This is a genomic window from Leisingera sp. M658 (assembly GCF_025144145.1).
Lineage (GTDB): Bacteria > Pseudomonadota > Alphaproteobacteria > Rhodobacterales > Rhodobacteraceae > Leisingera.
The window spans coordinates 630,859-656,324 of sequence record NZ_CP083546.1; the positions used below are offsets into that span (position 1 = coordinate 630,859).

Consider the following 25,466-nt stretch of genomic DNA (forward strand, 5'->3'; position numbering starts at 1 on the left):
CTTTTTCTGGTGGTGATGGCGGTGCTTGCCATGTTCGGCAAGCTGCGCTTCCCGGGCCAGAAACAGATCAATTCCAGGCGTTGCCCCTCCTGCGGCCGCTTCCGGATCGGCAAAGGCCCCTGTGCCTGCAAAAAAGGAGATCGTGGCAAATGATGCCATGGCTGTATTCGGCTTTGGGCCTGGTGATCCTGCTGCTGGCAGGCGATGCGCTGGTGCGCGGGGCGGTGAACCTCAGCCTGCGGCTGGGAGTGCCTGCGCTGATTGTCAGCCTGACGATCGTGGCCTTTGGCACCTCGGCGCCGGAACTGCTGATTGCCATCAGTGCGGTGCATGAGGGCGCCGATGGAATTGCGATGGGCAATGTGGTCGGCTCCAACACTGCCAACATTCTGCTGGTGCTTGGCATTCCCGCGCTGATGCGGGCCTTGCACACCAGCGAATGCAACACCCGAAAAAACTATGTCTTCATGCTGGCAGCCTCGGTTCTGTTCATCGGTCTTGCCTTTTGCGGCACCTTCACCGTCTGGTCAGGCCTGATCCTGCTGGCTGCGCTCTCTGTTGTGCTTGGAATAGCCTTTCGCGAAGCGCGCAATCACCGGCGCAATGGCAAAAGCAGCAGCTGTGCAGCTGACGTGGACCTGGAAGAGATCGAGGAAGCCGATCCGGACATGCCATATTGGCGTGTCTGCATCTATCTGCTGCTGGGCCTGATCGGCCTGCCGCTGGGCGCCGATCTGCTGGTTGACAATGCCACCATCATTGCCCGCACCTACGGGATCAGCGAAACCGTGATCGGCCTGACCCTGGTAGCGGTTGGCACCTCGCTGCCGGAGCTGGCGACCACTGTCATGGCAGCAATGCGCCGCCAGGCCGATGTGGCGCTGGGCAATGTGATCGGTTCCAACATGTTCAACCTGCTGGCCATCATCGGTATCGCCACCTTTATCGGCCCGATCACTGTGGACCCGGAATTCCTGCGGTTCGATCTTTGGGTGATGCTGGCAGCCTCGCTGCTGCTGATCCCGTTTGTCTTCCTGAAACAGGACATCACCCGCATCTGGGGTGTCATTCTTACGGCGCTCTATCTGGCCTATATGGCCGTGCTGTTCTAACTCTTTCACTGCAGCGGCAGCAAGGAGGCGGAGATGCGGGCATTGGTGACCGGAGCGGGCAAGCGGCTGGGCCGGGCGATGGCGCTGGAACTGGCCGCGCGCGGGTATGACGTTGCTGTCCATTTTTCGTCCTCGGCTCCGGAGGCTGCGGATACAGCGCAGCAGATCCGCGCCCTGGGGCGGGATGCGGCGGTGCTGCAGGCGGATCTTTTGGACGAAGAACAGACACAGGCCTTGCTGCCCCGCGCGGCTGAGGTCCTGGGCGGGCCGGTCACTTGCCTGGTCAACAATGCCTCGGTTTTTGAGCATGACACGCTGCCCACCGCCACACGGAACAGCTGGGACCGGCATCTGGACAGCAACCTGCGGGCGCCCTTCGTGCTGCTGCAGGCAATGGCCGCGCAGCAGGTGCCGCTGGAGCGGGACGCGGGCGGCGAGCCGCGCGCCTGGGGGCTGGCGGTCAACATGATCGACCAAAGAGTGCGCAAACTGACACCTGAATTCATGAGCTACACGCTGGCGAAGTCTGCGCTGTGGACACTGACACAAACAGCCGCCCAGGCCCTGGCGCCGCAGATCCGGGTCAATGCCATCGGACCGGGGCCAACCTTGCAGGGGCCGCGGCAAAGCCGGGAGCAGTTTGCCTGCCAGCGCGCAGCCACAATCCTGCAGCGGGGCGCGGATACCGGGGACATCACCGCAGCCCTGTCCTATTTGCTGCAGGCCAAGGCGGTCACCGGGCAGATGATCTGCACCGATGGCGGCCAGCATCTGGGCTGGCAAACCCCGGACAGCGACGGGCTGGAGTGACGCAAACAGGGATCAAAACGTCCCTTTCCCCAAAAGTTTTGCACCGGTTCACCTGCCGTCACGGAAGCGTTACAAAAGTGCCTTTGTTTTCAAAACCTTGACAGGGGCGACGGAAAGTTTCAATTGAAAACAGCGCCTTATCAAATTGCCTAATTTTTAAGCATTCGCCCAAAACCACCAAATAATAAGGGAAAAGGCGGGATAGCCCAAAGATATCTCCGTAGTTATCCACAGCTTCGGTGGATTTCCCTGCTCTTGATCCGGGCAGGCAAACATTGCAGCCAAGGACGGGGAATCATATGTCTGGACGCATGACTGACCAGCCTGCCGCCCCCCCCGTGGATTCGCCCGCCGAAAAGCCAAGAACCGGCTATGCCGTGATCCAGGATTACCTCAGAACACTGGATGCATCGCCCGGGGTTTACCGGATGCTGGATGCCGACAGCCGGGTGCTTTACGTGGGCAAGGCGCGCAACCTCAAGGCGCGGGTGTCGAACTACAGCCGCCCCGGCAACAGCCCGCGGATCGAGCGGATGATTGCGCTTACAACCTCGATGATGTTTCTGACCACGCGGACGGAAACCGAGGCGCTGCTGCTGGAGCAGAACCTGATCAAGCAGCTGAAGCCCAAGTACAACGTGCTGCTGCGTGATGATAAAAGCTTCCCCAATATTCTGGTCGCCAAGGATCACGGGTTTCCGCAGATTAAGAAGCATCGCGGGGCGCGCAAGCAGAAGGGCAGCTATTTCGGTCCCTTTGCCAGTGCGGGCGCAGTAAACCGGACCTTGAACCAATTGCAAAAGGCGTTCCTGCTGCGCAACTGCTCGGATTCGATGTTCGAGGCCCGCACGCGCCCCTGCCTGCAGTATCAGATCAAGCGCTGCTCGGCGCCCTGCACCGGGCTGATTTCCGAGGCGGGGTATGCCGAAAGCGTGCGCGACGCTGAACGGTTCCTGTCGGGCCGTTCGACCAAGATTCAGGAGGAGCTGGCGGAACAGATGATGGCGGCCTCTGAGGCAATGGAATTCGAGCGCGCCGCGGCGCTGCGGGACCGGATCAAGGCGCTGACCCAGGTGCAGTCCAGCCAGGGCATCAACCCGCGCGGCGTCGCCGAGGCGGATGTGATCGGCCTGCATATGGACGGCGGCCAGGCCTGCGTGCAGGTGTTTTTCATCCGCGCCAACCAGAACTGGGGCAACCAGGATTTCTACCCGCGCGTCGATGCCGACAACAGCCCGGCTGAGGTTATGGAGGCCTTCCTGGGCCAGTTCTACGGCAACAAGGAGCCGCCGCGGCAGCTGATCCTGTCGGATGCGATTGAAAACGCCGACCTGATGGAGGCGGCGCTGGGCGGGAAGGCAGAGCGTAAGGTCGAACTGCTGGTGCCTCAGCGCGGCGAGAAGACCGAACTGGTGGCCTTTGCCGTGCGCAACGCCCGTGAAAGCCTGGCCCGCCGCATGGCCGAAAGCGCGACCCAGACAAAGCTGCTGCGCGGGCTGGCCGAGGCCTTCGGGCTGGACGGCCCGCCGCAGCGGATCGAGGTCTACGACAACTCCCACATCCAGGGCACCAATGCGGTGGGCGGCATGATCGTGATGGGGCCGGAAGGTTTCCTGAAAAACGCCTATCGAAAGTTCAACATCAAGGGCGACGACCTGGTGCCGGGCGATGACTTCGGCATGATGAAGGAAGTGCTGAACCGCCGTTTCTCGCGTCTGCTGAAGGAGGACCCGGACCGGGACAAAGGCCTGTGGCCGGATCTGCTGCTGATCGATGGCGGCGCCGGGCAGGTTTCCGCCGTGGCAGAAATCATGGCGGAACACGGCGTGCAGGATATCCCGATGGTGGGGGTGGCCAAGGGCGTCGACCGCGACCACGGCAAGGAGGAGTTCCATCGCACCGGTGAACGGGCCTTTGCCCTGCAGCGCAACGACCCGGTGCTGTATTTTGTCCAGCGGATGCGGGACGAGGCGCACAGGTTCGCAATCGGCACCCACCGCGCCAAACGTGCCAAAGCGATGAGCGCGACACCGCTGGATGAGGTGCCGGGAGTCGGCGCCTCCCGCAAGCGCGCGCTGCTGGCGCATTTCGGCAGTGCCAAGGCGGTGAGCCGCGCCAATCTGGCCGACCTCAGGGCGGTGGACGGGATCTCGGAAGCCCTTGCCGAGCGGATTTACGACCACTTCCACGCGCAGGGGTAGGTGCGGATATTTGGGGGCCGGCCGGTTTCGTGCTAAATCTGCAGGGCAGCCTTTTTACTGCCCGGAGGAATTATGCCCGTATCCCTGACCATGAAATCTGTTGTCTACGACACCTATTCCGTGTCCGGCAAAACTCTGCCCGACATAGCCAAAAGCATCAAAAGCAAGGGGCCGAAGGATCCGAATGACAATAAGAAGGTGGCGTTTTTAACCACCACCGAGCTGGAGTGCCTGACTGCCAAAGGCAAGTATGTGGCGGACGGCAAACCCAAGATCGAAAAGAAGACCGGCTGGTTTGAAGTGAAGGCCAAAATCTCAGCGCTGAAGCTGGTCCTGAACCCGTCTATCCGCTGCCCGAAACGGTCAGTCAGCGGGCTGTCGCCGCGGGCGCTGGTTGAATGGTACCGGTTCTATGCATGCTGTCTGGTGCATGAGGCGCAGCATGTGGATAAGGCCAAGAAGGAATGCGAGAAAATCGCCAAGGAGCTGAACAAGCTGAGGGGAACCGGGCTGGCGGATACCGAAGCGGACGCGCTGAAGATGGCCAAGGAAGATCTGATGCGGGAGATCAACAACCACATCTTCATCGATCGCGACCGGTTGAACGAGCTGCACCGCAAATTTGACCATTCCACCCATCACGGCGAAACCAAGGGCGCGCTGCTGGACACGTCCATAGGGTGAGCGGAGCACGGCCCGCGTGCGTCGGAGGGCAGGTGCCGCCGGTTGTTGCGGCCTATCCCGGCCCGGCCATCGCCGAATTTTGATCAAGCCCGCTTTCCTCTTGCGAAACAGCCGGATAATGTGCGCGGCATGAAGTGGACCCTGCCGAATATCCTCACCCTGATGCGGCTCGTCGCAGCGCCTGGCCTGGCCGTGATGTTTCTGTATTTCTCCCGTCCCTATGCGGACTGGTTTGCGCTGCTGCTGTTTGTCACGGCGGCAGTGACCGATTGGTTTGACGGCTACCTGGCACGGGCCTGGAAGCAGGAAACCAAGATGGGCGCGATGCTGGACCCGATCGCCGACAAGGCGATGGTGGTGATCGCGCTGATGATCCTGGTGGGTTATGCTGCTGAACACTGGACCCCCTGGCTGGTGCTGCCGGCCACGGTGATCCTGTTCCGCGAGGTGTTTGTCTCGGGCTTGCGCGAATATCTGGGCGACACGGCCGGCACGCTGAAGGTGACCAAGCTGGCAAAGTGGAAGACCACCGCGCAGATGATCGCCATCGCTACGCTGTTTTCGCAAGGCATCTTCGAACATTACTTGGTGATGTCCTCATTCGGCATGGATGATCAGATCTACTCCCAGATCATCGCCGGCGAGTTGGAAGATCTGTTCGGGCTGCGCTGGAAAGAGGCCGGCGTGATCTGGACCGGGCGGCTTGGCCTCTGGCTGCTGTGGATTGCGGCAGCGCTCACCCTGATCACTGGCGCTGATTACTTGCGCAAGGCGCTGCCGCATCTGAAGGAGGCTAATTGATGGATATTCTCTATTTCGCCTGGGTGCGCGAACGCATCGGCCTGCCGCGCGAGCGGGTGGAGACGTCGGCAGCCACCGTTGCGGATCTGGTTGAGGAGCTGTGCGCCCGCGAAGACCGCTATGCCGCTGCCTTTGCCGATCTCTCTGCCTTGCGTGTTGCCTTGGATCAGGAGCTGTCTGATTTCGATGCGCCGCTGACTGGCGTGCGCGAAGTTGCTTTTTTCCCGCCGATGACGGGGGGCTGAAGCTGTGCGGATCTCGGTTCAGGAAGCACCGTTTGAACTGGGGGCCGAAAGCGACGCCTTTGCGGCCGGCGCCGAGGGTGCCGGCGCTGTGGTGACCTTTACCGGCGTGGTGCGCGATGCCGATCAGGGCCGGTTGCAGGCAATGGAGATCGAACATTACCCGGGCATGACCGAAAAGGCGCTGACGGCTATTGCGGACGAGGCCGTGAAACGCTGGTCGCTTGCGGATGCGCTGGTCATCCATCGCCATGGCCGTCTTGAACCTGGCGAGCGCATCATGATGGTCGCAACCGCCGCCCGCCACCGCAAAGATGCGTTTGAGGCGGCGGAATACCTGATGGACTATCTGAAGTCCCGCGCGCCGTTTTGGAAAAGGGAAATCCTGACCAGCGGCGGCTCGGACTGGGTGGCGGCCAAAAACGCCGACGAGGATGCGCTGAAACGCTGGTGATCCGCGAACCTGGGCGGGGGCGGCTCCCGCCAGGTGTTCAATCATCAGGAGATGATTTCCGCCTGTTGGGCCCGGCACCGCGCCTTGCGCGGCGCAGCCCGGTTGCAAATGGCGGCGGGTCACAGGGGCCGCAGGCCCCGCGAGCCCCGAACGGCTTCGCCTGGATACGCCGGCTTCAAATAACATCAGACAAGGCTTGGAGGGCAGACTTGCCCGTTCTGGCCTATCTAGCAGCAAGGCAACCGCCGTGCGTCAGCACGGCGCTACGCCCAAGGCTGTTCAGACGGTGCTGGCGCAGCCAGCGCGGGCTGCAGGCGCGGGAGTGCCCCGGTGCCCCGACCTCAATGCGGGATCTGGTTGCGCAGCTCTTCGGCTTCGCGGCGGGCCTCGCGCAGGCCATCCATTGTTGCCCGCAGCTCGGCCTCGGTCTGGGTCAGCTGGTTGGTCAGCTCGGCCTCGCGCTGCTGCAAATAGGTGATCGCCTGGTCGCGGGTTTCTTCGGCCTCATGCAGCTCTTGGCTCATCCGGTCGAGGTCGGCCACATCGCTTTGCCGCACCCGGGTGAAACGGTGCACCAGCCAATTGGCGAACCAGCCCAGGGCAAAGGCCGCGAACAGGATGATCGCGGTGGTGATGATGAACTCTGTCCTGTTCATTACTCTGTGGTCTCCTGTGCGTCTTCTGCGCTTTCGGCGGCCTCTTCGCCGTTGCCCGTATCAGCGGCGTCTTCCACGGCCGCGGGGCGGATCAACTTGAATTCAATGCGACGGTTGGATTCGCGGCCGTCTTCCGTTGCGTTGTCGGCAATCGGCTCGCTTTCGCCATAGCCCTTGGCGGCAAAGGTGGAAGTGACCACCCGGCGCGCCCGCAGCTCGTTCAGCACCGATTGCGCGCGCGCCTGGCTTAGGTTCTGGTTCATCGCCTCGCGGCCCTGGCTGTCGGTATGGCCCTGGATTTCGAGCCGGACCGGTCCGCAGCGGCCAAGGACACCGGCGATCCGGTCCATGGTTCCTGTGCTTTGTGCCGCGATGGTGGCCGAACCGGGTTCAAAGGCAATCTTGGCCTCGCTTTGGGCGCTGGCAAGCTGCGCCTCGCACAGTTCCGGCGGCAGCGGCTTGTCCTTGGGTTCGGGCGGCTTTTCATAGCTGATGTCGAGACCGTAAGTGTCGGCCTCGCCCAGTTTGGCAGAAAGGAAGCGGGCAATCTCTGCCGGGGCGTCCTTGCGGTAGCTCATGCCGCGCAGCTCCAGATTGCCGGGGGTTACCGTAACCGCGCCGCGCTGCAGATAGGAGAGCGCTTCCAGCGCTGCCAGCACCCGTACCGGCCAATCGGCAGGCAGGTCGGCGACAACACGGGCTGCTGTGTGCACGTTGTCCGACCCGAACCGTGCCTTGGCGTAACTGTCGGCCACCGTGCGCTGCGCTGCATCTGTAAGGCGCCCGCGCAGCTGCACTTGACCCTCGGGGCTGAGGGTCGCGGTAAATTCAGGGATGCCGCCGGCGTCCCGGGTTTCGGGCACCGGCAGGACCGCGTGCAGGGCAAAGACCCGGGGCAGGGCGTTTTCCAGCTCGCCCGCCACATGGTCAAACCGCGCGCTTTCGGTACCTTCTGCGGCGGCCAGCGTGATATCCGCATTGGCAATGGTCACCGTTCCGCCGCCAAGTTCGGCCAGGCTTGCAATGCTCAGTTCCGCCGCGCGGGCCCAGTTGGGGGAGGGCACCCCCATACCAATCACGCAATCCGCCTCATCCTGCAACCCGGCCTTGCGGGCGGCGGCCAGAATACGGTTGCGGCTTTCCTCGCTTTCGGCGGAGCAGGCATCGAATTCTGCGCCGTCCGGTCCCAAGAGGAAGCGCAGGGTGAAGGGGGTGATCACCGGGCGCGGTGCCGCGATATCAAGCGCCAGCCGCATGCCAGGCGGGGCCTTGCGGCCAAGCTGCTCTTCCAGCTGCGCCTTGGCCTCTTCGCTGTCGGAAATGGCGGTGATCGAGACATCCCCCGTCGCCACAGAGATTTTCGCGCGTGGCAGCAGCTTCAGCGCTTCGACTGCGAAGTGCATTGACTCCTGCCAGCCGTCAGGGATTGTGTATTTCGCGGTTTCCAGCAGATCGGCCACATTCTCGTCGCCTGCCAGCGCCTCAAGCTGTTTAACCAGAGCTGTGCGACCTGTGCCCGCGGGGATCAGACCGATAATCGAGATGCCGCTGTCATTACGCAGAATTTCCGCCGAGAACCGCGGCGGTGCCAGGCCATCGGCGGGCGGCACATCCATGCCATCAAGGATTCGCGCCGCATCGACAACCGTGCCGGCCAGCGATTTGACCGAGAACCGCGTCGCCTCGTCCGGAGCAGTGCCTTCGAGCAGCACCTGCAAACCGTCGGAGGTTACTTCAGCCCAGGTGAAACCGCCGTCATCCAGCGCCCGGCGCACAGCCGTTTCTGTGCTCCGTTCCACAGCGGTGACGGCAAATCCGGCGGCAACAAGGCTCAGCCCGGCAGCAGCGGCAAAGGCCAGGCCCGGGATCAACAGCTTAGACAGGCGCATATGGCAGCATTTTCCCAGTTTGCGTTACAGGCTCTTACCCTGCGCGCGGCTGCGGTTCAATCACGCGAACATGGCCAGCACAAAGAAGATCAGCGGAATCAGGCCGGTATCACGGTTGAGACGGAACAACTGCAAGAGTCTTTGCGTGTTCTCCGCGTCAAAGGCGCGCAGTTGCCAGGTCAGGTGCCAGCCCATCGCCCAAGGGGCCGCCAGCGCCAGCACCAGCGCCAGCACCGAGGCGCTGTCCTGCACTGCCAGGATCACCGCCAGCGCCATCAGGCTGACAAAGGCCACGATGAAGCGGCGCAGCCACATTGGTGTTTGCGTGCCGAACAGCCGGGCGGTGGATTTCACCCCGATCAGCGCGTCGTCCTCGGTGTCCTGATGGGCATAGATGGTGTCGTAAAACAGCGTCCAGGCGATGCCCGCCAGATACAGCAGAACCGGCGGCCAGCCGAGGGTGCCGGTATGCGCCACCCAGGCCAGCATCGCGCCCCAGTTGAAGGCGAGCCCCAAAAACACCTGCGGCCACCAGGTGAACCGTTTGGCAAAAGGGTAGACCGCCACCGGCAGCAGCGACAGGATGCCCATGGCAATGGCCGCCTGGTTGAAGGTCAAAAGGATCAACAGGCCCGCCAGGCATTGCAGCCCCATCCAGGCCAGCGCGCCCTTGACCGTAACCTGCCCCGAGGGGATGGGGCGCGAGCGGGTGCGCTCTACCTGGCCGTCGAAATTGCGGTCGGTGATGTCATTCCAGGTGCAGCCTGCGCCGCGCATCAGCCAGGCGCCGCCGGCACATCCCGCAGCGATCCACAGATCCTGCCAGCGCGGGCTCTGGTCCGACAGGATTGCCAGCGCCAGCCCCCACCAGCAGGGGATCAGCAGCAGCCAGGTGCCGATCGGCCGGTCGGCGCGGGACAGCCGCAAATAGGGCCGCGTCCACTCCGGCGCATAGGTGTCGACCCAGTTTCCACGGACCGCATCCGCAACCTGACCCTCTGGCGCTGGCTTCTGGCCTTGCATATGTAGGACCCCATGAGTGCAAAAATCAGACTGTATGTAGAGCACCCTTTGGGCGCAGGGCAATCACTTCCCTTGGATCGTGATCAGGCGCATTACCTGTTCGGGGTGATGCGGCAGGGCGCCGGCGCCCATGTGGCGCTGTTTAACGGCCAGGATGGCGAGTGGCTGGCCGAAGTAGCCGAGGCCGGAAAGCGCGGCGGCACGCTTGTGTGCCGGGAGCAGACCAAGCCGCTGCAAATGCCGCCGGATCTGTGGCTGATGTTTGCACCGATCAAGAAGGCACGCACCGATTTCATCGTCGAGAAGGCGGCGGAGATGGGCGCCGCCCGCATCCTGCCGGTGCAGACGGATTTCACCAATTCCGAGCGCATCCGCCAGGACCGGCTGCAGGCCCATGCAGTCGAGGCGGCGGAACAATGCGGCGGCACCTATGTGCCGGAGGTGGCGGAGCTGCAAAAGCTCTCGCGCCTGCTGGATCAATGGCCCGCCGGGCGCCAGCTGATGTTCTGCGACGAGGCGGAGGCAGGCAACGCGCTGCAACTGGCGGCAGAGACGCAAAAGGGCGCGCCCTGGGCCATTCTGATCGGCCCCGAGGGCGGGTTTTCGGACACGGAGCGTAAACGTCTGCACGCGCTGCCGCAGTCCCATGTGGTCAGCCTTGGGCCCCGCATCCTGCGGGCCGACACGGCGGCGGTGGCGGCGCTGACCCTCTGGCAACAGGTTCTGGGAGATTGGTAAATGACTGATTTCACGCGGTTCTTTGCGCCAAAGCGGCCGGAAGACGCAGAGCGGCAGTTGACGCGGGTGCAGCGTCAGGCAAATTTGAGGTGGCCTCGCCAGCAGACGCTTTTGGGTTCGGCCCTCAGGATTTCTCCCGAGGCATCTGTTTTTCGGGGCGAGCGGGAATCCCGTGCGGTGGTCGTCAAAAAGTTCTGGGAGCTGGAAAGCCGGCGCGCTTTTGTCGGTCAGACCACAGAGGCACTGGACAGACTTGCCTCGCTTGGACCGCATCCGGAGTTTTCCTTCAATGAACTTTTGGCCACTTCTGGGCATCTCGGGCTGGTAATCGCGAGCTTTGAAGGCGGGACGCCGGTTGACAAGCTGCTAGAAGAACCGGACGTCAACCGCAGGCAGTTGATCAAGCGCTGTTGCGATTGGCAGCATTGGGCAGAACAAGAGGACTTCGCTCAAACCGGGCTGAACACAGACGGTCTCGCTGCCGAGATCAACCGGATTTTGCAAAACCGCATTCAACACCGCGATGCCGGGTTGCTGGTAGAACTCGGCAGCGCTTTGCTTGACATGCTGGGTGGGCTGGCAGGAAAGCCAGTGCTGAAAGCGCCGGGTCATCCCGACTTTGCTCCGCGCAACTTTATCATGCGCGAAGACGGCATTCTATCCGCGGTAGACATTCACCGCGTTGGAAAGTTTGTAAAAACCCGCCAGTCCGCAATGTTTCTGGTGTCAAAGGACTTTCGGGAGATGGAGATTTCCCGGCCGCTTTTGTTCGGGCTGGACCGGCAGGAGCTGCGCCAGTTCCTGACCCACGGCACTGTTCCTGCCCAAGAGGTCAATTCCCTGCTGATTTTCTTCATCGGGCTTACATACTTTACCATATACGCTAGAAATCCGGGCAAGCCACGAAAGATGCGGGTCAGGCGTCGAAGAATCCGGGTGTTTCTGGCACACCTCCGGCAAGGCAAAAGGATATCGAGATGAGTTTCATCCGCCCCGAAGCCCGCGCCGCTCTTTGGCAATGGCGCGAGGTCCTTGCTGCGGTACTGATGTTCCTGCTGGGGCTGAAATGGGCCTTCTCCGAAGCTGGTTTCACCGCAATCACCGGCTGGGCCTTTGTGGCCACCGGTCTGGCGACGGCTGTCATCGGCGCGCAGCGGATGCGCTTCCGGCGCGGACCCGGCGGCCCCGGCGTGGTGCAGGTGGACGAAGGGCAGATCGCCTATTTCGGGCCGCTCACCGGCGGTGCCGTGGCGGCGTCTGAATTGGAGCGGCTGGCGCTGGATCAATCCTCCAAACCGCCGCATTGGCTGCTGGAACAGCCGGGCCAGCCGCCGCTGGCAATCCCGGTAAATGCCGAAGGTTACGAGGCGCTGTTTGACGTCTTTGCCGCGTTGCCGGGGCTTAAAACCGAACGGATGCTGACCGAACTGCGCCGCCGCGGCCCTCACCAGGTCGTGATCTGGGAACGCTCTTCCAGCCGGCCGGAACATCAGCGCCTGCATTGACACCGGCGGTGATTCCGCCCACGACTGACCCTTCATGACAGACCTAACAGGACGGAGTGCCAGGCATGTCCATTCCCCAGTCCGGCGGCGGACCGATCGAACGCCATGAACAGCTTGCCGAATATCTTGCCGACGGCTGCAAGCCCAAGGAAGACTGGCGCATCGGCACCGAGCATGAGAAGTTCGGCTTCTGCAAGGATACGCTGAAGCCGCTGCCCTATGAGGGCGAACGCTCGATCCTTGCGGTGCTGACTGGCCTGCGCGACGGCCACGGCTGGGCACCCTTGACCGAAGGCGATAACCTGATCGGCCTGACCAAGGACGGCGCCAATATCTCGCTCGAGCCGGGCGGGCAGCTGGAACTGTCCGGTGCCCCGCTGGAAACCATTCACGAGACCTGCGACGAGGTGAACGCCCACCTGCGCGACGTGAAGGACATTGCCGACAAGATCGGTGTCGGCTTTATCGGCCTGGGCGCCGCCCCTGTGTGGCGCCATGAAGACATGCCGCTGATGCCCAAGGGCCGTTACAAGCTGATGGACGGCTACATGCAAAAGGTCGGTACCATGGGTACCACCATGATGCGCCGCACCTGCACCGTGCAGGTGAACCTCGATTTCGAATCCGAGGCTGACATGGTGCAGAAGATGCGTGTGGCACTAGCGTTGCAGCCGGTGGCAACCGCGCTGTTTGCCAACTCGCCGTTCCTCGATGGCAAACCCAACGGCCATAAGTCCTGGCGCGCCCGCGTCTGGCGCGACCTGGACGCCGACCGCACCGGGATGCTGCCGTTTGTGTTCGACAAGGGCTTCGGCTTCGAGGCCTGGGTGCAATATGCGCTCGATGTGCCGATGTACTTTGTGTACCGCAACGGCGAATATGTAAATGCGCTGGGCATGTCGTTCCGCGACTTCCTGAAGGGGGAGCTGCCGGCGCTGCCTGGCGAGACCCCGACGCTCAGCGACTGGGCTGACCACCTCACCACCGTTTTCCCGGAGGCGCGGGTGAAGAAATTCATCGAAATGCGCGGCGCCGATGGCGGTCCCTGGCGGCGTCTGTGTGCGCTGCCCGCTTTCTGGGTCGGCCTCACCTATGACCAATCGGCGCTGGACGCCGCTTGGGATCTGGTCAAGGGCTGGGACGCGGAAACCCGTGATGCCCTGCGTGTGGCGGCTTCGGAACAGGGGCTGCAGGCCAAGGTGGGCGGCATCGACATGCATGAATTGGCCCGCGAAGTAGTCGCCATCTCGGAAAGCGGCCTGAAAGCCCGGCAGAAGCCCGGCGCGGGCGGGCTGGTGCCGGATGAGACGCATTTCCTGAACGCGCTGAAAGACAGCCTCGACAGCGGCAAAGTCCCGGCGGATGAGCTGCTGGCACGCTACAACGGTGCCTGGGAGGGTGATCTCAGCCGTATCTACGGCGAGTTTGCCTATTGATCTGCACAGGCGGCCCCGGCGGGCCGCCTATACTTTAGATACATTGTCTTTCGGCAAAAATTTGCACCAGAATGATCCTTGGGGATAGTTTCGGGGACTTCATGCTGGCAATAAGAAATAGCAGCCAGAAATGGTTCTTTGTTGCCTGTGTGACTGTTGTTTCCCTGGCTGTGTCCTGGATAGTGACCGGTCTGACTGCGCCTGATGGGCTAAGCCGGGCTGCCTTGGTGCCTTCGACGCTGGCGCCGCTGATTATCGCACCTGTTGCCTCATACTGGGCGGCGTGCCGGCTGCTTGAAATCCACATTCTGAATGAGAAGCTGCTGAATCTGGCGGCGCATGACCAGATGACGTCGCTGTACAGCCGCGATCACTTCTTCCGGCTGATCGCCGGGCTGGGCAATGATTTCCAGGGCAGCTTTCTGCTGGCGGATATCGACCGGTTCAAACTGATCAATGACACACATGGGCATCAGGCCGGCGACGAGGTTATCCGGTTTGTGGCGGGCGTGTTGAAAGAGGGAGTTCAGCCCGCAGGAATCGCGGCCCGCTTTGGCGGCGAGGAATTTGTTGCGTGCTTGCCGGATGTTTCTCTGAAGACCGCAATGCAAAAGGCCGAGGAGATCCGCCAAGCCATCGGTGCGCAGGCCCTGCCTGTTGGAGCGGAGCGCCTTCTGTGCTCAGTATCTATCGGGCTTGGCTATCACGACGGCAGCCGGACGGTCGAGGCGGTGCTGCGCGAGGCTGATGAAGCGCTTTATGCAGCCAAGCACGGCGGCCGGAATCAGGTGAAGTCGGCAGGCCGGTTTTAACGGCTCCACGGGTCCAGCCAGGGCACCACTGGCAGGCGGCTTGCGGCGTAGCCAGGCACTTGGGTGTCCAGCCGTGCAGCCAGTTCAGGCAGGCGGCTGACGGGCACTTTCGGAAACAGGTGGTGTTCACGGTGAAAAAGCATCAGATAGGCGGCCTTGGCCAGCATTCCGCGCTGGCTGCGGGCTGCCAGGTCCGAGTTTCCTGTGCCTTGATGGGTGATCCACACTGCAAAAAACGCGGTCATGCATTGAGCCGCGCCCATTGCGGCCAGATGCAGCAGCAGAAACTGCTGTCCGCTCCACAGAATCAGCCCGGCCAGCGTCGCAACGCAGATCCCGTCCCGCAGTATCCGCCGCCGCCATTTTTTGCCGCCCTGTGCCCAGCAGGCGCGGATCAGGTCAAACGGAAAGCGCGGCCCGTAGCGCAGCACTTCGCCGACGCTCATATGCCCGCAATGCCCCTCGATATCACCTGGGCCCATCGCGTGGCGGTGATGCTGCATATGGCTCCACGCGACCGAGCAGTTGCAGCCGCACATCAGCGCGCTGAGGATATGCAGAACCGCAATGTCTCCGCGCCGCTGCAGGCCAAGATTGCCGTGGATCGCCTCATGATTTAGCCGCAGCGCACAGAGGAAGAACATAAAACTGGCCCCGGCACCCAATGGCCAAAGAGCGGAGGCATACAGCCCCCAGGACAGCCCCAGCCAGGGCAGCGGCAGGGTCAGCTCTCCCCAGCGCTGGCGGCGGGTGACCGGCAGCAGATCCTGCCAGATGACAGTGCGCGGGGCGGCTTCACGGGAAACAGGCGGGCGCATGGCAGCCTCCTTTGCCGGTGTGAAATTGGAAGGACGCGGCAACAAAAGGTGCTGCGCACAAGGTGTCCAGTGCGTCAGGCGGGTTCACAGCGGGCAGAGCTTTGACGCCGTTGGTTGCAGATATTCCTGTCATTAGAGAAATCACCTCGCAGTTTTTTTTGACCGGGAGCGTTTTCAGCCCGCATTTACTCCTGTTTCTTCACACCGGGCAGGAAACGCGCCACCTTGGCGCCCAGTTTCAGCACAGCCAGATGCACCGACCGGGGCAGGCGGGAGAAATCCGCGTACCAGTCGTCAAACATCCGCATCACCCGCAGGGTCTCGCCCATCCGGTCCTTGACCGCCTTGGGGGTGTTGTCGGCCTCGGCCTCTTTCATCACGTCGGCCAGCGCCCGAAGGGTGGGGGCAAACTCGCGCTCGCGCCGCGCGGCAATCACTGCGTCGACCAGGTCGAACATGTCGCGGATCGAGGTGAAATGATCACGCCGGTCGCCCAGCTGGCGGCTGACCTTGACCAGCCCCTGCGCCTGCAGCTCTTTCAGCCCGTTGGAGACATTGGACCGGGCCAGCCCCAGAACCTCGCAAATCTCATCCGCCGTCATTGGATTTGTTGCGATATGCAGCAGCGCGTGGATCTGCGCCACCGACCGGTTCACCCCCCAGCGGGAACCCATCTCGCCCCAGTGAAGGATAAAGTTCTGCATTGCGGGGGTCAGCTTCATCACAGTGTCCTGAAATTTCTGCAATGACAGAAAATTAAAAAATCTGAGTCGTGTCAAGTTAAAGAAAACCGGCGGCAGGTTGCCCCGCCGCCGGCTGTTCGCTTGTGAGTGGTGGATTACCGGTTACTGCTGCAATGCCGCCGGATCTTTGTCTTCGATATCTTCCCAGTTCACATCGGCCTTCTCGATGAAACCGGGGATGTCGCCTTCCCAGCGGGTCTGAATGTCTTTGGCGAGGTTCAAATACAGCTTGTCGTCGACGATTTTCCAAAGCGTTGGATCGCCGTCGAACTTAAAGCCCATGGCGGCGCCAAAGGCGCAGTAGCCGCCGTAGGCCGGCAGGTAGGCTTCCGGGTTCTTTTCAAATTCAGCTTTGTTTTCTTCCGAGGCGAACCGGTACATCGCGTCATTGTGGAGCGCGGTGATTTTCCAGTTGCCCGGGGTCGGTTCCCCAACGGTGAAATACGCAACCGGGTCGTACCCCTGCAGCGCAAGGCCGGTTGAGGAGGCGTTGAGTTCTACACCGGCAGCCATAGCAGAAGTCGCCAGAGCAACCGAAAGCGCCACACCGCTCACCAGAGCTTTTACTTTGTTCATGGATCCCGTCCTTTCAATACCGGCCGGGACTGCAGCGAATTTGCGCCCGGCTGGTGTTACATAATACGTGCCGCGGTATGCTGCGGGTCACGGCACTGATGTGGAACGCCGGGCGATCACGTTCAAAACAACTCAATTTGAATGTGCATCAGACGGTGGCGCTCTGTGCATTCATGCGCAGAACGGGTGACAGCACCGCCGCTGCCAGGCAAAGTGGCCGCAGACAAAATGGAGACAACAATGACACGTGGATTACCCAGCCGCCGCGCGGTTCTGAGCGGGCTGACGGCTTTTGCTCTCTTCGCGGCCCCGGCCAGCGCGCAAAACGTCAGTGGTGTTTACCGGGCCGAAGGGCGCAATCCCGACGGCAGCGCTTATTCCGGAACCGTGCAGATTCAGGACAATGGCGGGACCGTGGACATGCAGTGGAAGATTGCCGGGCAATCCTATTCCGGCAGCGGTTCGCGCAATGGCGATGTGATATGGGTGAATTGGGGCCAGACTCATCCGGTGGTCTATGTGCGGATGCCCAGCGGCGAGCTGCACGGCACCTGGGGCAATGGCCGTGCGCTGGAGCGGCTTATTCCGTGACCTGAAGCGTTAGCACAAAGCGGATCACTTTTTCCTTGGGCATTTCGCAGGGCCTCAGCTGCGCGCCAATAGCCAGCCGGTACAGGTTGAGGCTGATGTAATCCCTGCCTCCGCGTTCATGGGCTACCAGCTTCTGAGCTTTGCCGCCGGCCAGATCCTGACGGGTTACTGCGTAGCGCCGCCCAGCCGCAGAGCCGTAAAAGGCACCCAGCGGCAGCGCATCAAAAGCGGTCAGAAACGCGTCCGGCCAGCCATGGCTCACTTCTGGCCGATCCGCGGCTCGGTGCCTGCACGCAAGCGCGCGATATTGGCCGAATGGCGGATGAATACTACCGCCGCCAGCAACACCGCCAGAACTGCAGCCTGCTGATAGCCCAGCACCAATGCCCAAACAGCGCCTGAGGCTGCCGAGACCAGCGCCCCCATCGAGGATATCCGGCTGGCTGCCGCTGCTGCCAGCCAGGTCAGGCAGCAGGCAATGCCCACCGGCCAGGCCAGCGCCAGCATCAGGCCCAGGAAGGTGGCAACCCCTTTGCCGCCCTTGAACCCCAGCCAGACCGGGAAGCAATGGCCCAGAAAGGCCATCAGCCCTGCCGCTTGCGCCGCATCCTCGCCGGCCAGGGAGCGGGCCAGCAGCACCGCCGCCGCGCCCTTGCCGCCATCCAGGATCAGCGTCAGTGCCGCGGCGGCTTTGCTGCCGGTGCGCAGGACGTTGGTGGTGCCGATATTGCCGGAGCCGATTTCACGCAGGTTGCCCAGCCCGAACAGACGGGTGACGACCATGCCAAAGGGAACCGACCCCAGGCCGTAGCCAATCGCCGCCCACAGGATCAGAACGGCAGCAGAGCTTTCCAGAACAGGCATCAGTCCCTCCGGTAGACGGGCTCACCCGCGACATATGTGGCCTCAACCCGCCCCTGCATCCGCTGGGTGTCAAATGGCGTGTTCTGCGATTTCGAGCGCAGTTTGAAGCGGTCCAGCACAAACGGCACGTCCGGATCGAACAAGACCAGGTCCGCAGGCGCGCCTTTGGCCAGGCGGCCGCTGTCCAGCCCCAGCCGTTTAGCCGGGTTCAGCGACATTGCGCGGAACAGGGTGGGCAGGTCCAGCAGTTCGGCATGATACAACCGCAGCGCTGCGGGCAGCAGGGTTTCCAGCGCCACGGCACCGGCGGCGGCTTCTTCAAACGGCAGCCGTTTGCTTTCTTCGTCCTGCGGCGTGTGCATCGAGGAGATGATATCGATCAGACCTGTGCGCACAGCCTCAACAACCGCCAGCCGGTCGTCTTCGGAGCGCAGCGGCGGCTTTACCTTGAAAAAGCTGCGGTAGCCTGCCACGTCCAGCTCATTCAGGGTCAGGTGGTGGATCGAGGTGCCCGCAGTGATATCCAGACCGTTGGCCTTGGCGCGTTCCAGCGCGGGCAGGGCGCGGGCTGTGGTGATCTGGTCGGCGTGATACGTGGCACCGGTCATTTCCAGCAGCGCAATATCGCGGTCCAGCCCCATCCGCTCGGCCATTGGCGACACGGCTGGCAGGCCATAAAGCGCGGCGAACTTGCCGGAGGTCGCAGCCGCTCCGGCGCTTAGCACCGGTTCCTGCGGGTGGGCAATGACCAAGGCGCCGCAGGAGCGGGCATAGGTCAGCGCGCGCTGAAAGACCTTGGTATTGCCGGTCACATGGTCGCAATCGGAAAACGCCACCGCGCCGGCATCCATGAGGAAGCCGATCTCGGTCATTTCACGCCCTGCGCGCCCTTTGGTCAGCGCCGCCATCGGCAGCACATTCACCGGCGTATCCGCCTGGGCGCGGCGGGTGACGAATTCCAGTGTTTCCGGGCTGTCGATGGCAGGTGTTGTATCGGGGCGGGTGACGATGGTGGTGACCCCGCCTGCCGCCGCCGCAAGGCCCGCAGACTTGTAGCTTTCCTTGTGCCGCTCGCCCGGCTCGCAGACCTTGACGCCGATGTCGACGATGCCCGGCGCCAGGCATTTGCCGCCGCAGTCCTGACGGACCGCATCCTCCGGCCTGATGTTGTGCGCGCGCAGCAACCGGTCAGGATCTCCGGCGTTCTTTTCAATTGCCGCGATCCGCCCGTTCTGCACCAGTACCGCGCCAGGCGCATCGGTGCCTGCCTCAGGATCAATCAGGCGGGCGTTGGTGAAGAGAGTGGTCATGCCTTGGCTCTTTCAATTGCGTGAAGCGTTGCAGCCGGGTTGGCCTGGTATTTGATCAGGTGTTTGTCGCCGGTCCTGGTGATCACCTGCACATAGCTGCCCATGGTTTTGACAGCTTCGATTTGGGTCAGCGGGATGTTGCGTTCTGCTGGGCCGGTGAGGGCCGTATCCGTCAGGGTCCAGACCACCGCCAGCTCCTCGCTGGCCAAATACCAGCCGCGCAGGGCGATGGCGGCCAGCCCGCCAACAGCGCCGGTCCAGATATGCGGGCTGTCCAGGAACCACAGAACCGCCATTGCGCCGCCCATGCCAATTGCTGCCATCCAGGCGTGAGCGCGGACATAGGCGCTGCGGTCCGGTTTGAAATCGGTCTCTGCCATCAACCCATCAATGCCCAGACAAGCAGTGCAGTCAGCAGCATCACCACGGCAAACAGAGCAGCGCCGATACGGCGGGCCTGGGTGCGCGCCTGCCGCGGGGAAAGTTTGGGGGCGGAATAGGGCTTGGCGCTTTCGGCGGTTGCGGGCGGGGCGCTCCAATTGGTCTGCCGCTCACCGTATGTACCCACCAGGGTGATCTGCTCTGCCGGGGTCAGCCGGGTTTCGGCGCCGTCAAAGGCGCGCGAGCGGATCAGCAGCACATGGCCATCCAGCGCGTCCAGCATCCCGCGGTCTTCCTCGACCTGCGCCCGCGGCACACCGCAGCCTTCGGTCAGGTAACCGGTCAGGCCGATGTCTTCCAGGTCGGTGACCGGGAAGATCTCCACCTGATCCATGTCCAGCGCCTCAATCCCCAGCACCTGCGCCAGCGCGCCGGGTTCCTTCAGGAATGCCGCCTGCTCAGGCCGCATATCGAGTGTAAACAGCCGGATCACGCCGCGCTCTCCGGCGGGGATATGGATCACGCCCTCCACCTGTTCAGCCCGCCTTCGCCTGGCGTTCGGCGCGCAGGTTGCGGGCCAGCAGGTCCATCGCCGCCATCCGCACCGCGACACCCATCTCGACCTGCTCCTGAATGACCGAGCGGTTGATGTCATCTGCCAGAGTGCCGTCGATCTCAACTCCGCGGTTCATCGGGCCGGGATGCATGATGATGGCGTCGGGTTTGGCCTGCGCCAGCTTGTCGGCGTCAAGCCCGTAGCGGTGATAATATTCGCGCTCCGACGGGATAAAGCCGCCGTCCATGCGCTCTTTCTGCAGCCGCAGCATCATCACCACGTCTACGTCCTTCAGGCCTTCGCGCATGTCGTCATAGATCTCGGCGCCGAATTCGGCGAACTGGCCGGGCACCAGCGTCGGCGGGCCGATCAGGCGGATGCGGTTTTCCATTTTGCCCAAGAGGATCAGGTTCGAGCGGGCGACGCGGGAATGGGCAATGTCGCCGCAGATCGCGATGTTCAGCCGGTGCAGCCGGCCTTTGGAACGGCGGATGGTCAGCGCGTCCAGCAGCGCCTGGGTTGGATGCTCGTGCTTGCCGTCGCCGGCATTCAGCACCGCGCAATTCACCTTTTGCGCCAAAAGATCCACCGCGCCGGAATGCGGATGCCGCACCACCAGAAGGTCCGGATGCATGGCGTTCAGTGTCATCGCGGTGTCGATCAGGGTCTCGCCCTTTTTGATCGAGGAGGCCTGCATCGCCATATTCATAACATCAGCGCCCAGGCGCTTGCCTGCCAGCTCGAAACTCGCTTGGGTACGGGTGGAATTCTCGAAGAACATGTTGATCTGAGTAAGCCCCGCCAGCACGTCGGAATGCTTCTCCGGCCGGCGGTTCAGGGCAACATATTCATCGGCAAGATCAAGAATCGCGGTGATCTCATGCGGTGTCAGCGGTTCGATGCCAAGCAGGTGGCGGTGTTCGAAGGACATAGGGGGCAGCTCCGCTTGATTTGCGGGTTCTTATAGGCGGGGTGCACGCGTGCGGCAAGGCGTTGCGGCGGCGGCAGGCGGTGCGCAAGCGAGAGGCCGGCCCCTCGCGCTCCCCGGAGTATTTCTGAAAAGATGAAACACTTGAATTTGCAAGATGGCCGCGGAGAGGTGTTCCGCTTGGGCTGCGGGCAGAGTAGCTTGAGCGGATGGAATCGGCATTGGATTACTGGAGCGCCCGGGCGCTGTTGGAGTGGCAGGCGGAGCTTGGCGCAACCGAGGCGCTTTGCGACGCGCCAGTGGACCGCTATGCGCTGGAGCAGGCTGCGCCGAAGCCGAAACCGGGCGCAGCCCCTGCGCCGCCGCCCAAGCCTAAGGACGCGGACCCTGTTGATGTGGCACAGAAGGCCGCCAAGGGGGCGGCATCCCTGCCGGCCTTGCGCGATGCCTTGGAGGGTTTCAGCCATTGCGACCTGAAACGCGGCGCCCGCAATCTGGTGTTCTCGGACGGGCAGGCCGGCGCGCGGGTGATGATCATCGGGGAGGCACCGGACCGGGATGAGGATCTGCAGGGCAAACCGTTTGCGGGCCGCGCCGGTCAGCTTCTGGACAAGATGCTGGAGGCCATCGGCCTGTCACGTGCCGAGAGCGTCTATATCACCAATGTGCTGCCCTGGCGGCCGCCGCAGAACCGCGATCCGCTGCCAGTGGAAATCGCCATGCTGACTCCGTTCCTGGAACGGCATGTGGCGCTGGCAGAGCCGGATATTCTGGTCTTGATGGGCAATATCAGCTGCCAGGCAGTGCTGGGCAAACGCGGCATTACCCGGCTGCGCGGGCAATGGGATCAGGCCTGGGGCAAGCCGGTGCTGCCGATGTTCCACCCAGCCTATCTGCTGCGCCAGCCGCAGCAGAAGCGGCAGGCCTGGTGTGATCTTCTTGAGCTGAAGGCATGGCTGGGCGCGCTGTCCTGACGGAGGAGGAGTCTCATGAAGATTCTCGCGTTTTCAGATCTGCATCTTTCAAGCAGCCACGCGGTGGAAATCGTGGCGGCCAGCGCAGGTGCTGATCTGGTGATTGGTGCAGGTGATTTTTGCAATATGCGCCGGGGACTGGACCGCGCCGTGGCGATGCTGGCAGGGTTGAAAGCGCCGATGGTGGCGGTGCCCGGCAATGGTGAAAGCGCTGGTGAGTTGCGTGCTGCGGGGTTTCCCGGCACAACAGTGCTGCATGGCGAGGGAATTGATTTTGAGGGGCTGCGTCTGTTCGGCCTCGGCTATGGCGTGCCTGAAACACCCTTTGGCAGCTGGTCCTGCGACCTGAGCGAAGTTCAGGCGGCAGCGATGCTGGCTGCCTGTGATCACGCGGATATTCTGATCTCCCATTCACCGCCCAAGGGGCTGGGGGACGTAACATCGGGCGGGCTGTCCGTCGGCTCCAAGGCGGTCCGGGCAGCGGCGGAGCGGACCCAGCCGCAATTGCTGTTCTGCGGCCATGTGCATGATTGCTGGGGCTTCCGCGGCAGCATAGGCAGGACGCAGGTGGCCAATCTGGGCCCTTTGGTGAGCTGGTTTGAGGTGCAGCCTTGATTGATGCGGTAACTTTGCTCGCGTTCATCCCGGCAGCGCTGGCGCTGAATCTGACACCGGGCGCGGACATGATGTTCTGCCTTGGCCAGGGGCTGCGCTCGGGGCGCGGGGCGGCGGTGGCGGCAAGTGCCGGGATTTCCACAGGCAGCATGGTGCATGTGTCCTTGGCGGGACTGGGGCTGGGGGCGGTGGTTTCCGCGATACCTGCGCTGTTTGATCTGATCCGCTGGGCGGGTGTGGTCTATCTGCTGTATCTGGCCTGGGATGCTTTGCGCCGCGGACCGGCGCCGGATGCGCTGCCGCAGCGGCGCGGGGCCGGCGCTTTTCGCAGCGGGCTGTTGGTCAATCTGACCAATCCCAAGGTGATCCTGTTCGTGCTGGCCTTTGTGCCGCAATTTGTGAAACCCGAGGCCGGCCCGGTGCTGGTGCAGTTCCTGGTCTTCGGGTTGATCCTGGCCGCGGGTGGTTTCTTTATCAACGGGCTGATCGGCGTTTTTGCCGGCCAGGCCGGGCAGCGGCTGACCGGCTCGCCGGTGTTCGCGCGCTGGCTGGGCCGGGTTTCGGCCGGAATTTTTGCAGGGCTGGCCGTGCGGCTGGCGATTATGGAGAGGGCGTGAAATGTCCCGGATTGACGAAAGCATGGATTTCATCCCGGTCCGCATTGCGGTGCTGACGGTGTCGGATAGCCGTAAAATGGAGGATGACCGCTCTGGCCAGGTTCTGGTGGACCGGTTGCGGGACGCGGGCCATACCCTTGCCGGGCGCAAGATCATTCCTGACGAGCGCGCCGAAATTGCCGCGCAGCTGCGCGCCTGGATCGCCGACCGGGAAGTGGATGTGGTGATCTCCACCGGCGGTACCGGCCTGACGGGCCGCGACGTGACGGTGGAAGCGCACCGGGATGTCTATGAAAAGGAGATCGAGGCCTTTGGCACCGTCTTCACCCATGTCTCGATGCAGAAGATCGGTACCAGCGCAGTGCAGTCGCGCGCCACCGGCGGCGTTGCGGGCGGCACCTATCTGTTTGCACTGCCCGGCAGCCCTGGCGCCTGCAAGGACGGCTGGGATGAAATCCTGTCAAAACAGCTTGATTACCGCCACCGGCCCTGCAATTTCGTGGAAATCATGCCCAGATTGGAAGAACATCTGCGCCGGAAGTAATCCCGCACGGCGTGTAACCTCGTAAACCTGTGCGGAAAATCGTATATTTCCAAGCGGACACAAAGCATTTGCGCTTTGGCTGGCCGCATCGGCGGTCCCGGCAGCATCCGCACCGGAAGGGAGAGACATGCGCTTTTTGCGTCAGAGTGTGACTGGGGTTTTCCTGGCGGCCTTAACGGCAGCGTTGCTGCTTTATGCCGGGCAGCTGGTTTTCAGTGCGATTGACGCACAGCTGAATGCGGAGAAAAAAACACCGCCTGTGCGTGAGCGGGTGTTTGCGGTCAATGTGGTGACAGCGGATCTGCAGACCGTAGCCCCTGAGCTGACGGCCTTTGGCCGGGTGGAAAGCCGCCGCGCACTGGAGCTGCGCACAGCGGTGGCGGGCCGGGTTGTGCACCTCTCTGAGGATTTTGAGGACGGCGGCGCGGTCCGCGCCGGTGAGGTGCTGGTGCAGATCGATCCGGCGGATGCGCAGGCCGCACTGGACCGGGCCGAGGCCGACATGATGGATGCCCGAGCCGAGGAACGCGATGCCACCCGGGCGCTGATCCTGGCACAGGACGAATTGCAGGCCACCCAGGACCAGGCGCAGCTGCGCGAACGGGCCTTTCAGCGGCAGCTGGATCTGCAGCAGCGCGGTGTTGGCACCGCCGCAACGGTGGAAACAGCCGAGCTTGCGGCGGTGCAGGCGCGCCAGGCGGTGATCTCGCGCCGCCAGGCCGTCAGCCAGGCAGAGGCGCGTGTGGATCAGGCTGCCACCCGCGTGGCCCGGGCGCAGATCGCGCTGGACGAAGCGCAGCGCGAGCTGGACGATACCACCATCATGGCGGGTTTTGACGGGACTTTGCAGGCGGTTAACCTGGTGCAGGGGCGGCTGGTCTCGGCCAATGAAAAACTGGCGGATTTGGTTGATCCGGATCTGCTGGAGGCAGCGTTCCGGGTTTCCACTGCGCAATACGCCCGGCTGCTTGACGCTGGCGGCCATCTGCTGCGCGCGCCGGTGCGGGTGTCGCTGGATGCCGCCGGCGCAGGGTTAAGTGCCGCCGGGCAGATTTCCCGCGCCAGCGGGGCTGCCGGTGACGGGCAGACCGGGCGGTTGGTATATGCCCGGCTGCAGGCTGCGCCGGGGTTTGAACCTGGCGATTTTGTCACCGTAAAAGTGACCGAGCCTGAGGTCGCGGCGGTGGCCCGTGTTCCGGCCTCGGCGCTGGGCGCGGATGGCTCGGTCCTTGTGCTGGGGGCTGAGGACCGGCTGGAGTCATTGGCCGTCGAACTGGTCCGCCGTCAGGGCGATGACGTGCTGATTCGCGGTTCGGGACTGGAAGGCCGCGAGATCGTGACCGGGCGCACGCCGCTTTTGGGCGCTGGCATTAAAGTGCGCCCGTTGCGCCAGGGTGCCGGGGTGCAGGCGCTTCCGCAATTAATCGAGCTGACCGACGAACGCCGGGCCAGGCTTGTGGCGTTTGTCGAGGGCAGCAGCGTGATGCCTTCCGCAATGAAAGAACAGATGCTGCAGCAACTGGCCGAGGCCAGGGTGCCCGTCAGGCTGGTGACCCGGATTGAATCCCGGATGGGGGGCTGAGGGT

The 25,466-nt window shown here is 63.0% G+C and carries 31 protein-coding genes; 18 read left to right on the forward strand and 13 right to left on the reverse strand.

From position 1 onward, the window contains the following. Positions 1 to 149: 149 nt before the first annotated feature. Positions 150 to 1,112 carry a calcium/sodium antiporter gene (locus tag K3724_RS03245; RefSeq protein ID WP_259990021.1) on the forward strand — a complete coding sequence of 321 codons (963 nt, stop codon included), beginning with the start codon at positions 150 to 152 and terminating at the stop codon, positions 1,110 to 1,112. 33 nt (positions 1,113 to 1,145) lie between these two features. Next, the gene (locus K3724_RS03250) at positions 1,146 to 1,922 is read left to right on the forward strand and encodes an SDR family oxidoreductase (RefSeq protein WP_259990023.1); all 777 of its coding nucleotides are present in this window, start codon (positions 1,146 to 1,148) and stop codon (positions 1,920 to 1,922) included. 58 nt (positions 1,923 to 1,980) lie between these two features. Here K3724_RS03250 and K3724_RS03255 read toward each other — a convergent pair whose 3' ends face one another. Beyond that, complete coding sequence (locus K3724_RS03255) at positions 1,981 to 2,154, reverse strand: hypothetical protein (RefSeq protein ID WP_259990025.1); 174 nt, start codon at positions 2,152 to 2,154, stop codon at positions 1,981 to 1,983. 79 nt (positions 2,155 to 2,233) lie between these two features. Between K3724_RS03255 and uvrC the strand changes: the two genes are divergently transcribed. The 5 genes from uvrC (at position 2,234) to K3724_RS03280 (ending at position 6,304) form a co-directional block, all read left to right on the forward strand. Further along, on the forward strand, positions 2,234 to 4,123 hold the full coding sequence (gene uvrC / locus K3724_RS03260) for an excinuclease ABC subunit UvrC (RefSeq protein ID WP_259990028.1): 1,890 nt from the start codon (positions 2,234 to 2,236) through the stop codon (positions 4,121 to 4,123). Positions 4,124 to 4,195: 72 nt separating this feature from the next. After that, positions 4,196 to 4,807 (forward strand): DUF922 domain-containing Zn-dependent protease, encoded by a 612-nt coding sequence (locus K3724_RS03265; RefSeq protein WP_259990030.1) that lies wholly within the window; start codon positions 4,196 to 4,198, stop codon positions 4,805 to 4,807. Positions 4,808 to 4,936: 129 nt separating this feature from the next. Beyond that, positions 4,937 to 5,608 (forward strand): CDP-diacylglycerol--glycerol-3-phosphate 3-phosphatidyltransferase, encoded by a 672-nt coding sequence (gene pgsA / locus K3724_RS03270; RefSeq protein ID WP_259990032.1) that lies wholly within the window; start codon positions 4,937 to 4,939, stop codon positions 5,606 to 5,608. Further along, on the forward strand, positions 5,608 to 5,853 hold the full coding sequence (moaD, locus tag K3724_RS03275) for a molybdopterin converting factor subunit 1 (protein WP_259990034.1): 246 nt from the start codon (positions 5,608 to 5,610) through the stop codon (positions 5,851 to 5,853). Before pgsA ends, moaD begins: the two co-directional genes overlap by 1 nt. Positions 5,854 to 5,857: 4 nt before the next feature. Continuing rightward, on the forward strand, positions 5,858 to 6,304 hold the full coding sequence (locus K3724_RS03280) for a molybdenum cofactor biosynthesis protein MoaE (RefSeq protein WP_259990037.1): 447 nt from the start codon (positions 5,858 to 5,860) through the stop codon (positions 6,302 to 6,304). Positions 6,305 to 6,645: 341 nt separating this feature from the next. Here K3724_RS03280 and K3724_RS03285 read toward each other — a convergent pair whose 3' ends face one another. Genes K3724_RS03285 through ubiA form a run of 3 tightly spaced genes read right to left on the reverse strand, consistent with a single transcriptional unit; the run spans position 6,646 to position 9,872 of the window. Continuing rightward, positions 6,646 to 6,960, reverse strand: coding sequence for a hypothetical protein (locus K3724_RS03285; RefSeq protein ID WP_129369806.1), 315 nt, complete (start codon positions 6,958 to 6,960; stop codon positions 6,646 to 6,648). Continuing rightward, positions 6,960 to 8,849 (reverse strand): OmpA family protein, encoded by a 1,890-nt coding sequence (locus K3724_RS03290; protein ID WP_259990040.1) that lies wholly within the window; start codon positions 8,847 to 8,849, stop codon positions 6,960 to 6,962. Before K3724_RS03290 ends, K3724_RS03285 begins: the two co-directional genes overlap by 1 nt. 60 nt (positions 8,850 to 8,909) lie before the next feature. Continuing rightward, positions 8,910 to 9,872: a 4-hydroxybenzoate octaprenyltransferase gene (ubiA, locus tag K3724_RS03295; RefSeq protein WP_259990042.1), complete on the reverse strand. Its 963-nt coding sequence runs from the start codon at positions 9,870 to 9,872 to the stop codon at positions 8,910 to 8,912. Between the two features lie 12 nt (positions 9,873 to 9,884). On the opposite strand from ubiA, the gene K3724_RS03300 reads away from it, so the two are divergent. The 5 genes from K3724_RS03300 to K3724_RS03320 all read left to right on the forward strand — a co-directional run bounded on the left by K3724_RS03300 (position 9,885) and on the right by K3724_RS03320 (position 14,363). Next, positions 9,885 to 10,610, forward strand: coding sequence for a 16S rRNA (uracil(1498)-N(3))-methyltransferase (locus tag K3724_RS03300; protein ID WP_259990044.1), 726 nt, complete (start codon positions 9,885 to 9,887; stop codon positions 10,608 to 10,610). Further along, on the forward strand, positions 10,611 to 11,591 hold the full coding sequence (locus K3724_RS03305; RefSeq protein ID WP_259990046.1) for a hypothetical protein: 981 nt from the start codon (positions 10,611 to 10,613) through the stop codon (positions 11,589 to 11,591). Next, the gene (locus tag K3724_RS03310) at positions 11,588 to 12,115 is read left to right on the forward strand and encodes a hypothetical protein (protein WP_259990048.1); all 528 of its coding nucleotides are present in this window, start codon (positions 11,588 to 11,590) and stop codon (positions 12,113 to 12,115) included. Before K3724_RS03305 ends, K3724_RS03310 begins: the two co-directional genes overlap by 4 nt. Before the next feature lie 65 nt (positions 12,116 to 12,180). Beyond that, a complete protein-coding gene (locus K3724_RS03315) occupies positions 12,181 to 13,551 on the forward strand; it encodes a glutamate--cysteine ligase (protein ID WP_259990050.1) in 1,371 nt (456 codons plus the stop codon). Between the two features lie 71 nt (positions 13,552 to 13,622). Next, positions 13,623 to 14,363, forward strand: a complete 741-nt coding sequence (locus K3724_RS03320; RefSeq protein ID WP_259990051.1) for a GGDEF domain-containing protein — start codon at positions 13,623 to 13,625, stop codon at positions 14,361 to 14,363. Here the strand turns inward: K3724_RS03320 and K3724_RS03325 are convergent. From K3724_RS03325 to K3724_RS03335, 3 genes are all read right to left on the reverse strand, one after another. Further along, positions 14,360 to 15,181 (reverse strand): fatty acid desaturase, encoded by an 822-nt coding sequence (locus K3724_RS03325; protein WP_259990053.1) that lies wholly within the window; start codon positions 15,179 to 15,181, stop codon positions 14,360 to 14,362. The two genes, K3724_RS03320 and K3724_RS03325, sit on opposite strands and share 4 nt — an antisense overlap. A gap of 185 nt (positions 15,182 to 15,366) precedes the next feature. After that, positions 15,367 to 15,903: a GbsR/MarR family transcriptional regulator gene (locus tag K3724_RS03330; RefSeq protein ID WP_259990055.1), complete on the reverse strand. Its 537-nt coding sequence runs from the start codon at positions 15,901 to 15,903 to the stop codon at positions 15,367 to 15,369. Between the two features lie 123 nt (positions 15,904 to 16,026). Next, positions 16,027 to 16,500 carry a YHS domain-containing (seleno)protein gene (locus K3724_RS03335; RefSeq protein WP_129369814.1) on the reverse strand — a complete coding sequence of 158 codons (474 nt, stop codon included), beginning with the start codon at positions 16,498 to 16,500 and terminating at the stop codon, positions 16,027 to 16,029. Between the two features lie 240 nt (positions 16,501 to 16,740). Here K3724_RS03335 and K3724_RS03340 point away from each other — a divergent pair, with 240 nt between their 5' ends. Next, positions 16,741 to 17,091, forward strand: a complete 351-nt coding sequence (locus K3724_RS03340) for a hypothetical protein (protein ID WP_259990058.1) — start codon at positions 16,741 to 16,743, stop codon at positions 17,089 to 17,091. Here the strand turns inward: K3724_RS03340 and K3724_RS03345 are convergent. Genes K3724_RS03345 through K3724_RS03370 form a run of 6 tightly spaced genes read right to left on the reverse strand, consistent with a single transcriptional unit; the run spans position 17,081 to position 21,133 of the window. After that, a complete protein-coding gene (locus tag K3724_RS03345; protein WP_259990060.1) occupies positions 17,081 to 17,353 on the reverse strand; it encodes a hypothetical protein in 273 nt (90 codons plus the stop codon). The two genes, K3724_RS03340 and K3724_RS03345, sit on opposite strands and share 11 nt — an antisense overlap. Further along, a complete protein-coding gene (gene plsY, locus K3724_RS03350) occupies positions 17,350 to 17,955 on the reverse strand; it encodes a glycerol-3-phosphate 1-O-acyltransferase PlsY (protein WP_259990062.1) in 606 nt (201 codons plus the stop codon). The genes K3724_RS03345 and plsY overlap by 4 nt, the downstream gene beginning before the upstream one ends. Further along, complete coding sequence (pyrC, locus tag K3724_RS03355; protein WP_259990064.1) at positions 17,955 to 19,265, reverse strand: dihydroorotase; 1,311 nt, start codon at positions 19,263 to 19,265, stop codon at positions 17,955 to 17,957. Before pyrC ends, plsY begins: the two co-directional genes overlap by 1 nt. After that, on the reverse strand, positions 19,262 to 19,645 hold the full coding sequence (locus K3724_RS03360) for a hypothetical protein (RefSeq protein ID WP_259990066.1): 384 nt from the start codon (positions 19,643 to 19,645) through the stop codon (positions 19,262 to 19,264). The genes pyrC and K3724_RS03360 overlap by 4 nt, the downstream gene beginning before the upstream one ends. After that, positions 19,645 to 20,178 (reverse strand): hypothetical protein, encoded by a 534-nt coding sequence (locus K3724_RS03365; RefSeq protein WP_259990068.1) that lies wholly within the window; start codon positions 20,176 to 20,178, stop codon positions 19,645 to 19,647. The genes K3724_RS03360 and K3724_RS03365 overlap by 1 nt, the downstream gene beginning before the upstream one ends. A 4-nt stretch (positions 20,179 to 20,182) precedes the next feature. Next, positions 20,183 to 21,133, reverse strand: coding sequence for an aspartate carbamoyltransferase catalytic subunit (locus tag K3724_RS03370; RefSeq protein WP_259990069.1), 951 nt, complete (start codon positions 21,131 to 21,133; stop codon positions 20,183 to 20,185). A 206-nt stretch (positions 21,134 to 21,339) separates the two neighbouring features. Here K3724_RS03370 and K3724_RS03375 point away from each other — a divergent pair, with 206 nt between their 5' ends. From K3724_RS03375 to K3724_RS03395, 5 genes are all read left to right on the forward strand, one after another. Then, a complete protein-coding gene (locus tag K3724_RS03375; protein WP_259990071.1) occupies positions 21,340 to 22,104 on the forward strand; it encodes a uracil-DNA glycosylase family protein in 765 nt (254 codons plus the stop codon). Between the two features lie 15 nt (positions 22,105 to 22,119). After that, entirely contained in the window at positions 22,120 to 22,719 is a 600-nt protein-coding gene (locus K3724_RS03380) for a metallophosphoesterase family protein (protein WP_259990073.1), read from the forward strand. Then, positions 22,716 to 23,336: a LysE family translocator gene (locus K3724_RS03385; RefSeq protein ID WP_259990075.1), complete on the forward strand. Its 621-nt coding sequence runs from the start codon at positions 22,716 to 22,718 to the stop codon at positions 23,334 to 23,336. Before K3724_RS03380 ends, K3724_RS03385 begins: the two co-directional genes overlap by 4 nt. Position 23,337: 1 nt before the next feature. Next, positions 23,338 to 23,880 (forward strand): molybdenum cofactor biosynthesis protein B, encoded by a 543-nt coding sequence (gene moaB / locus K3724_RS03390; protein WP_259990077.1) that lies wholly within the window; start codon positions 23,338 to 23,340, stop codon positions 23,878 to 23,880. 127 nt (positions 23,881 to 24,007) lie between these two features. Next, positions 24,008 to 25,462 (forward strand): efflux RND transporter periplasmic adaptor subunit, encoded by a 1,455-nt coding sequence (locus K3724_RS03395; RefSeq protein WP_259990079.1) that lies wholly within the window; start codon positions 24,008 to 24,010, stop codon positions 25,460 to 25,462. Positions 25,463 to 25,466 lie beyond the last annotated feature (4 nt).

What these genes read in the sequence shown, in the direction of transcription:
- K3724_RS03245 (WP_259990021.1), top strand. Translation starts at nt 150, where the DNA reads ATGATGCCATGGCTGTATTCGGCTTTGGGCCTGGTGATCCTGCTGCTG.
- K3724_RS03250 (WP_259990023.1), top strand. Translation starts at nt 1,146, where the DNA reads ATGCGGGCATTGGTGACCGGAGCGGGCAAGCGGCTGGGCCGGGCGATG.
- uvrC (WP_259990028.1), top strand. Translation starts at nt 2,234, where the DNA reads ATGACTGACCAGCCTGCCGCCCCCCCCGTGGATTCGCCCGCCGAAAAG.
- K3724_RS03265 (WP_259990030.1), top strand. Translation starts at nt 4,196, where the DNA reads ATGCCCGTATCCCTGACCATGAAATCTGTTGTCTACGACACCTATTCC.
- pgsA (WP_259990032.1), top strand. Translation starts at nt 4,937, where the DNA reads ATGAAGTGGACCCTGCCGAATATCCTCACCCTGATGCGGCTCGTCGCA.
- moaD (WP_259990034.1), top strand. Translation starts at nt 5,608, where the DNA reads ATGGATATTCTCTATTTCGCCTGGGTGCGCGAACGCATCGGCCTGCCG.
- K3724_RS03285 (WP_129369806.1), bottom strand. Translation starts at nt 6,960, where the DNA reads ATGAACAGGACAGAGTTCATCATCACCACCGCGATCATCCTGTTCGCG.
- K3724_RS03290 (WP_259990040.1), bottom strand. Translation starts at nt 8,849, where the DNA reads ATGCGCCTGTCTAAGCTGTTGATCCCGGGCCTGGCCTTTGCCGCTGCT.
- ubiA (WP_259990042.1), bottom strand. Translation starts at nt 9,872, where the DNA reads ATGCAAGGCCAGAAGCCAGCGCCAGAGGGTCAGGTTGCGGATGCGGTC.
- K3724_RS03300 (WP_259990044.1), top strand. Translation starts at nt 9,885, where the DNA reads ATGAGTGCAAAAATCAGACTGTATGTAGAGCACCCTTTGGGCGCAGGG.
- K3724_RS03305 (WP_259990046.1), top strand. Translation starts at nt 10,611, where the DNA reads ATGACTGATTTCACGCGGTTCTTTGCGCCAAAGCGGCCGGAAGACGCA.
- K3724_RS03310 (WP_259990048.1), top strand. Translation starts at nt 11,588, where the DNA reads ATGAGTTTCATCCGCCCCGAAGCCCGCGCCGCTCTTTGGCAATGGCGC.
- K3724_RS03315 (WP_259990050.1), top strand. Translation starts at nt 12,181, where the DNA reads ATGTCCATTCCCCAGTCCGGCGGCGGACCGATCGAACGCCATGAACAG.
- K3724_RS03320 (WP_259990051.1), top strand. Translation starts at nt 13,623, where the DNA reads ATGATCCTTGGGGATAGTTTCGGGGACTTCATGCTGGCAATAAGAAAT.
- K3724_RS03325 (WP_259990053.1), bottom strand. Translation starts at nt 15,181, where the DNA reads ATGCGCCCGCCTGTTTCCCGTGAAGCCGCCCCGCGCACTGTCATCTGG.
- K3724_RS03330 (WP_259990055.1), bottom strand. Translation starts at nt 15,903, where the DNA reads ATGAAGCTGACCCCCGCAATGCAGAACTTTATCCTTCACTGGGGCGAG.
- K3724_RS03335 (WP_129369814.1), bottom strand. Translation starts at nt 16,500, where the DNA reads ATGAACAAAGTAAAAGCTCTGGTGAGCGGTGTGGCGCTTTCGGTTGCT.
- K3724_RS03340 (WP_259990058.1), top strand. Translation starts at nt 16,741, where the DNA reads ATGACACGTGGATTACCCAGCCGCCGCGCGGTTCTGAGCGGGCTGACG.
- plsY (WP_259990062.1), bottom strand. Translation starts at nt 17,955, where the DNA reads ATGCCTGTTCTGGAAAGCTCTGCTGCCGTTCTGATCCTGTGGGCGGCG.
- pyrC (WP_259990064.1), bottom strand. Translation starts at nt 19,265, where the DNA reads ATGACCACTCTCTTCACCAACGCCCGCCTGATTGATCCTGAGGCAGGC.
- K3724_RS03360 (WP_259990066.1), bottom strand. Translation starts at nt 19,645, where the DNA reads ATGGCAGAGACCGATTTCAAACCGGACCGCAGCGCCTATGTCCGCGCT.
- K3724_RS03370 (WP_259990069.1), bottom strand. Translation starts at nt 21,133, where the DNA reads ATGTCCTTCGAACACCGCCACCTGCTTGGCATCGAACCGCTGACACCG.
- K3724_RS03375 (WP_259990071.1), top strand. Translation starts at nt 21,340, where the DNA reads ATGGAATCGGCATTGGATTACTGGAGCGCCCGGGCGCTGTTGGAGTGG.
- K3724_RS03380 (WP_259990073.1), top strand. Translation starts at nt 22,120, where the DNA reads ATGAAGATTCTCGCGTTTTCAGATCTGCATCTTTCAAGCAGCCACGCG.
- moaB (WP_259990077.1), top strand. Translation starts at nt 23,338, where the DNA reads ATGTCCCGGATTGACGAAAGCATGGATTTCATCCCGGTCCGCATTGCG.
- K3724_RS03395 (WP_259990079.1), top strand. Translation starts at nt 24,008, where the DNA reads ATGCGCTTTTTGCGTCAGAGTGTGACTGGGGTTTTCCTGGCGGCCTTA.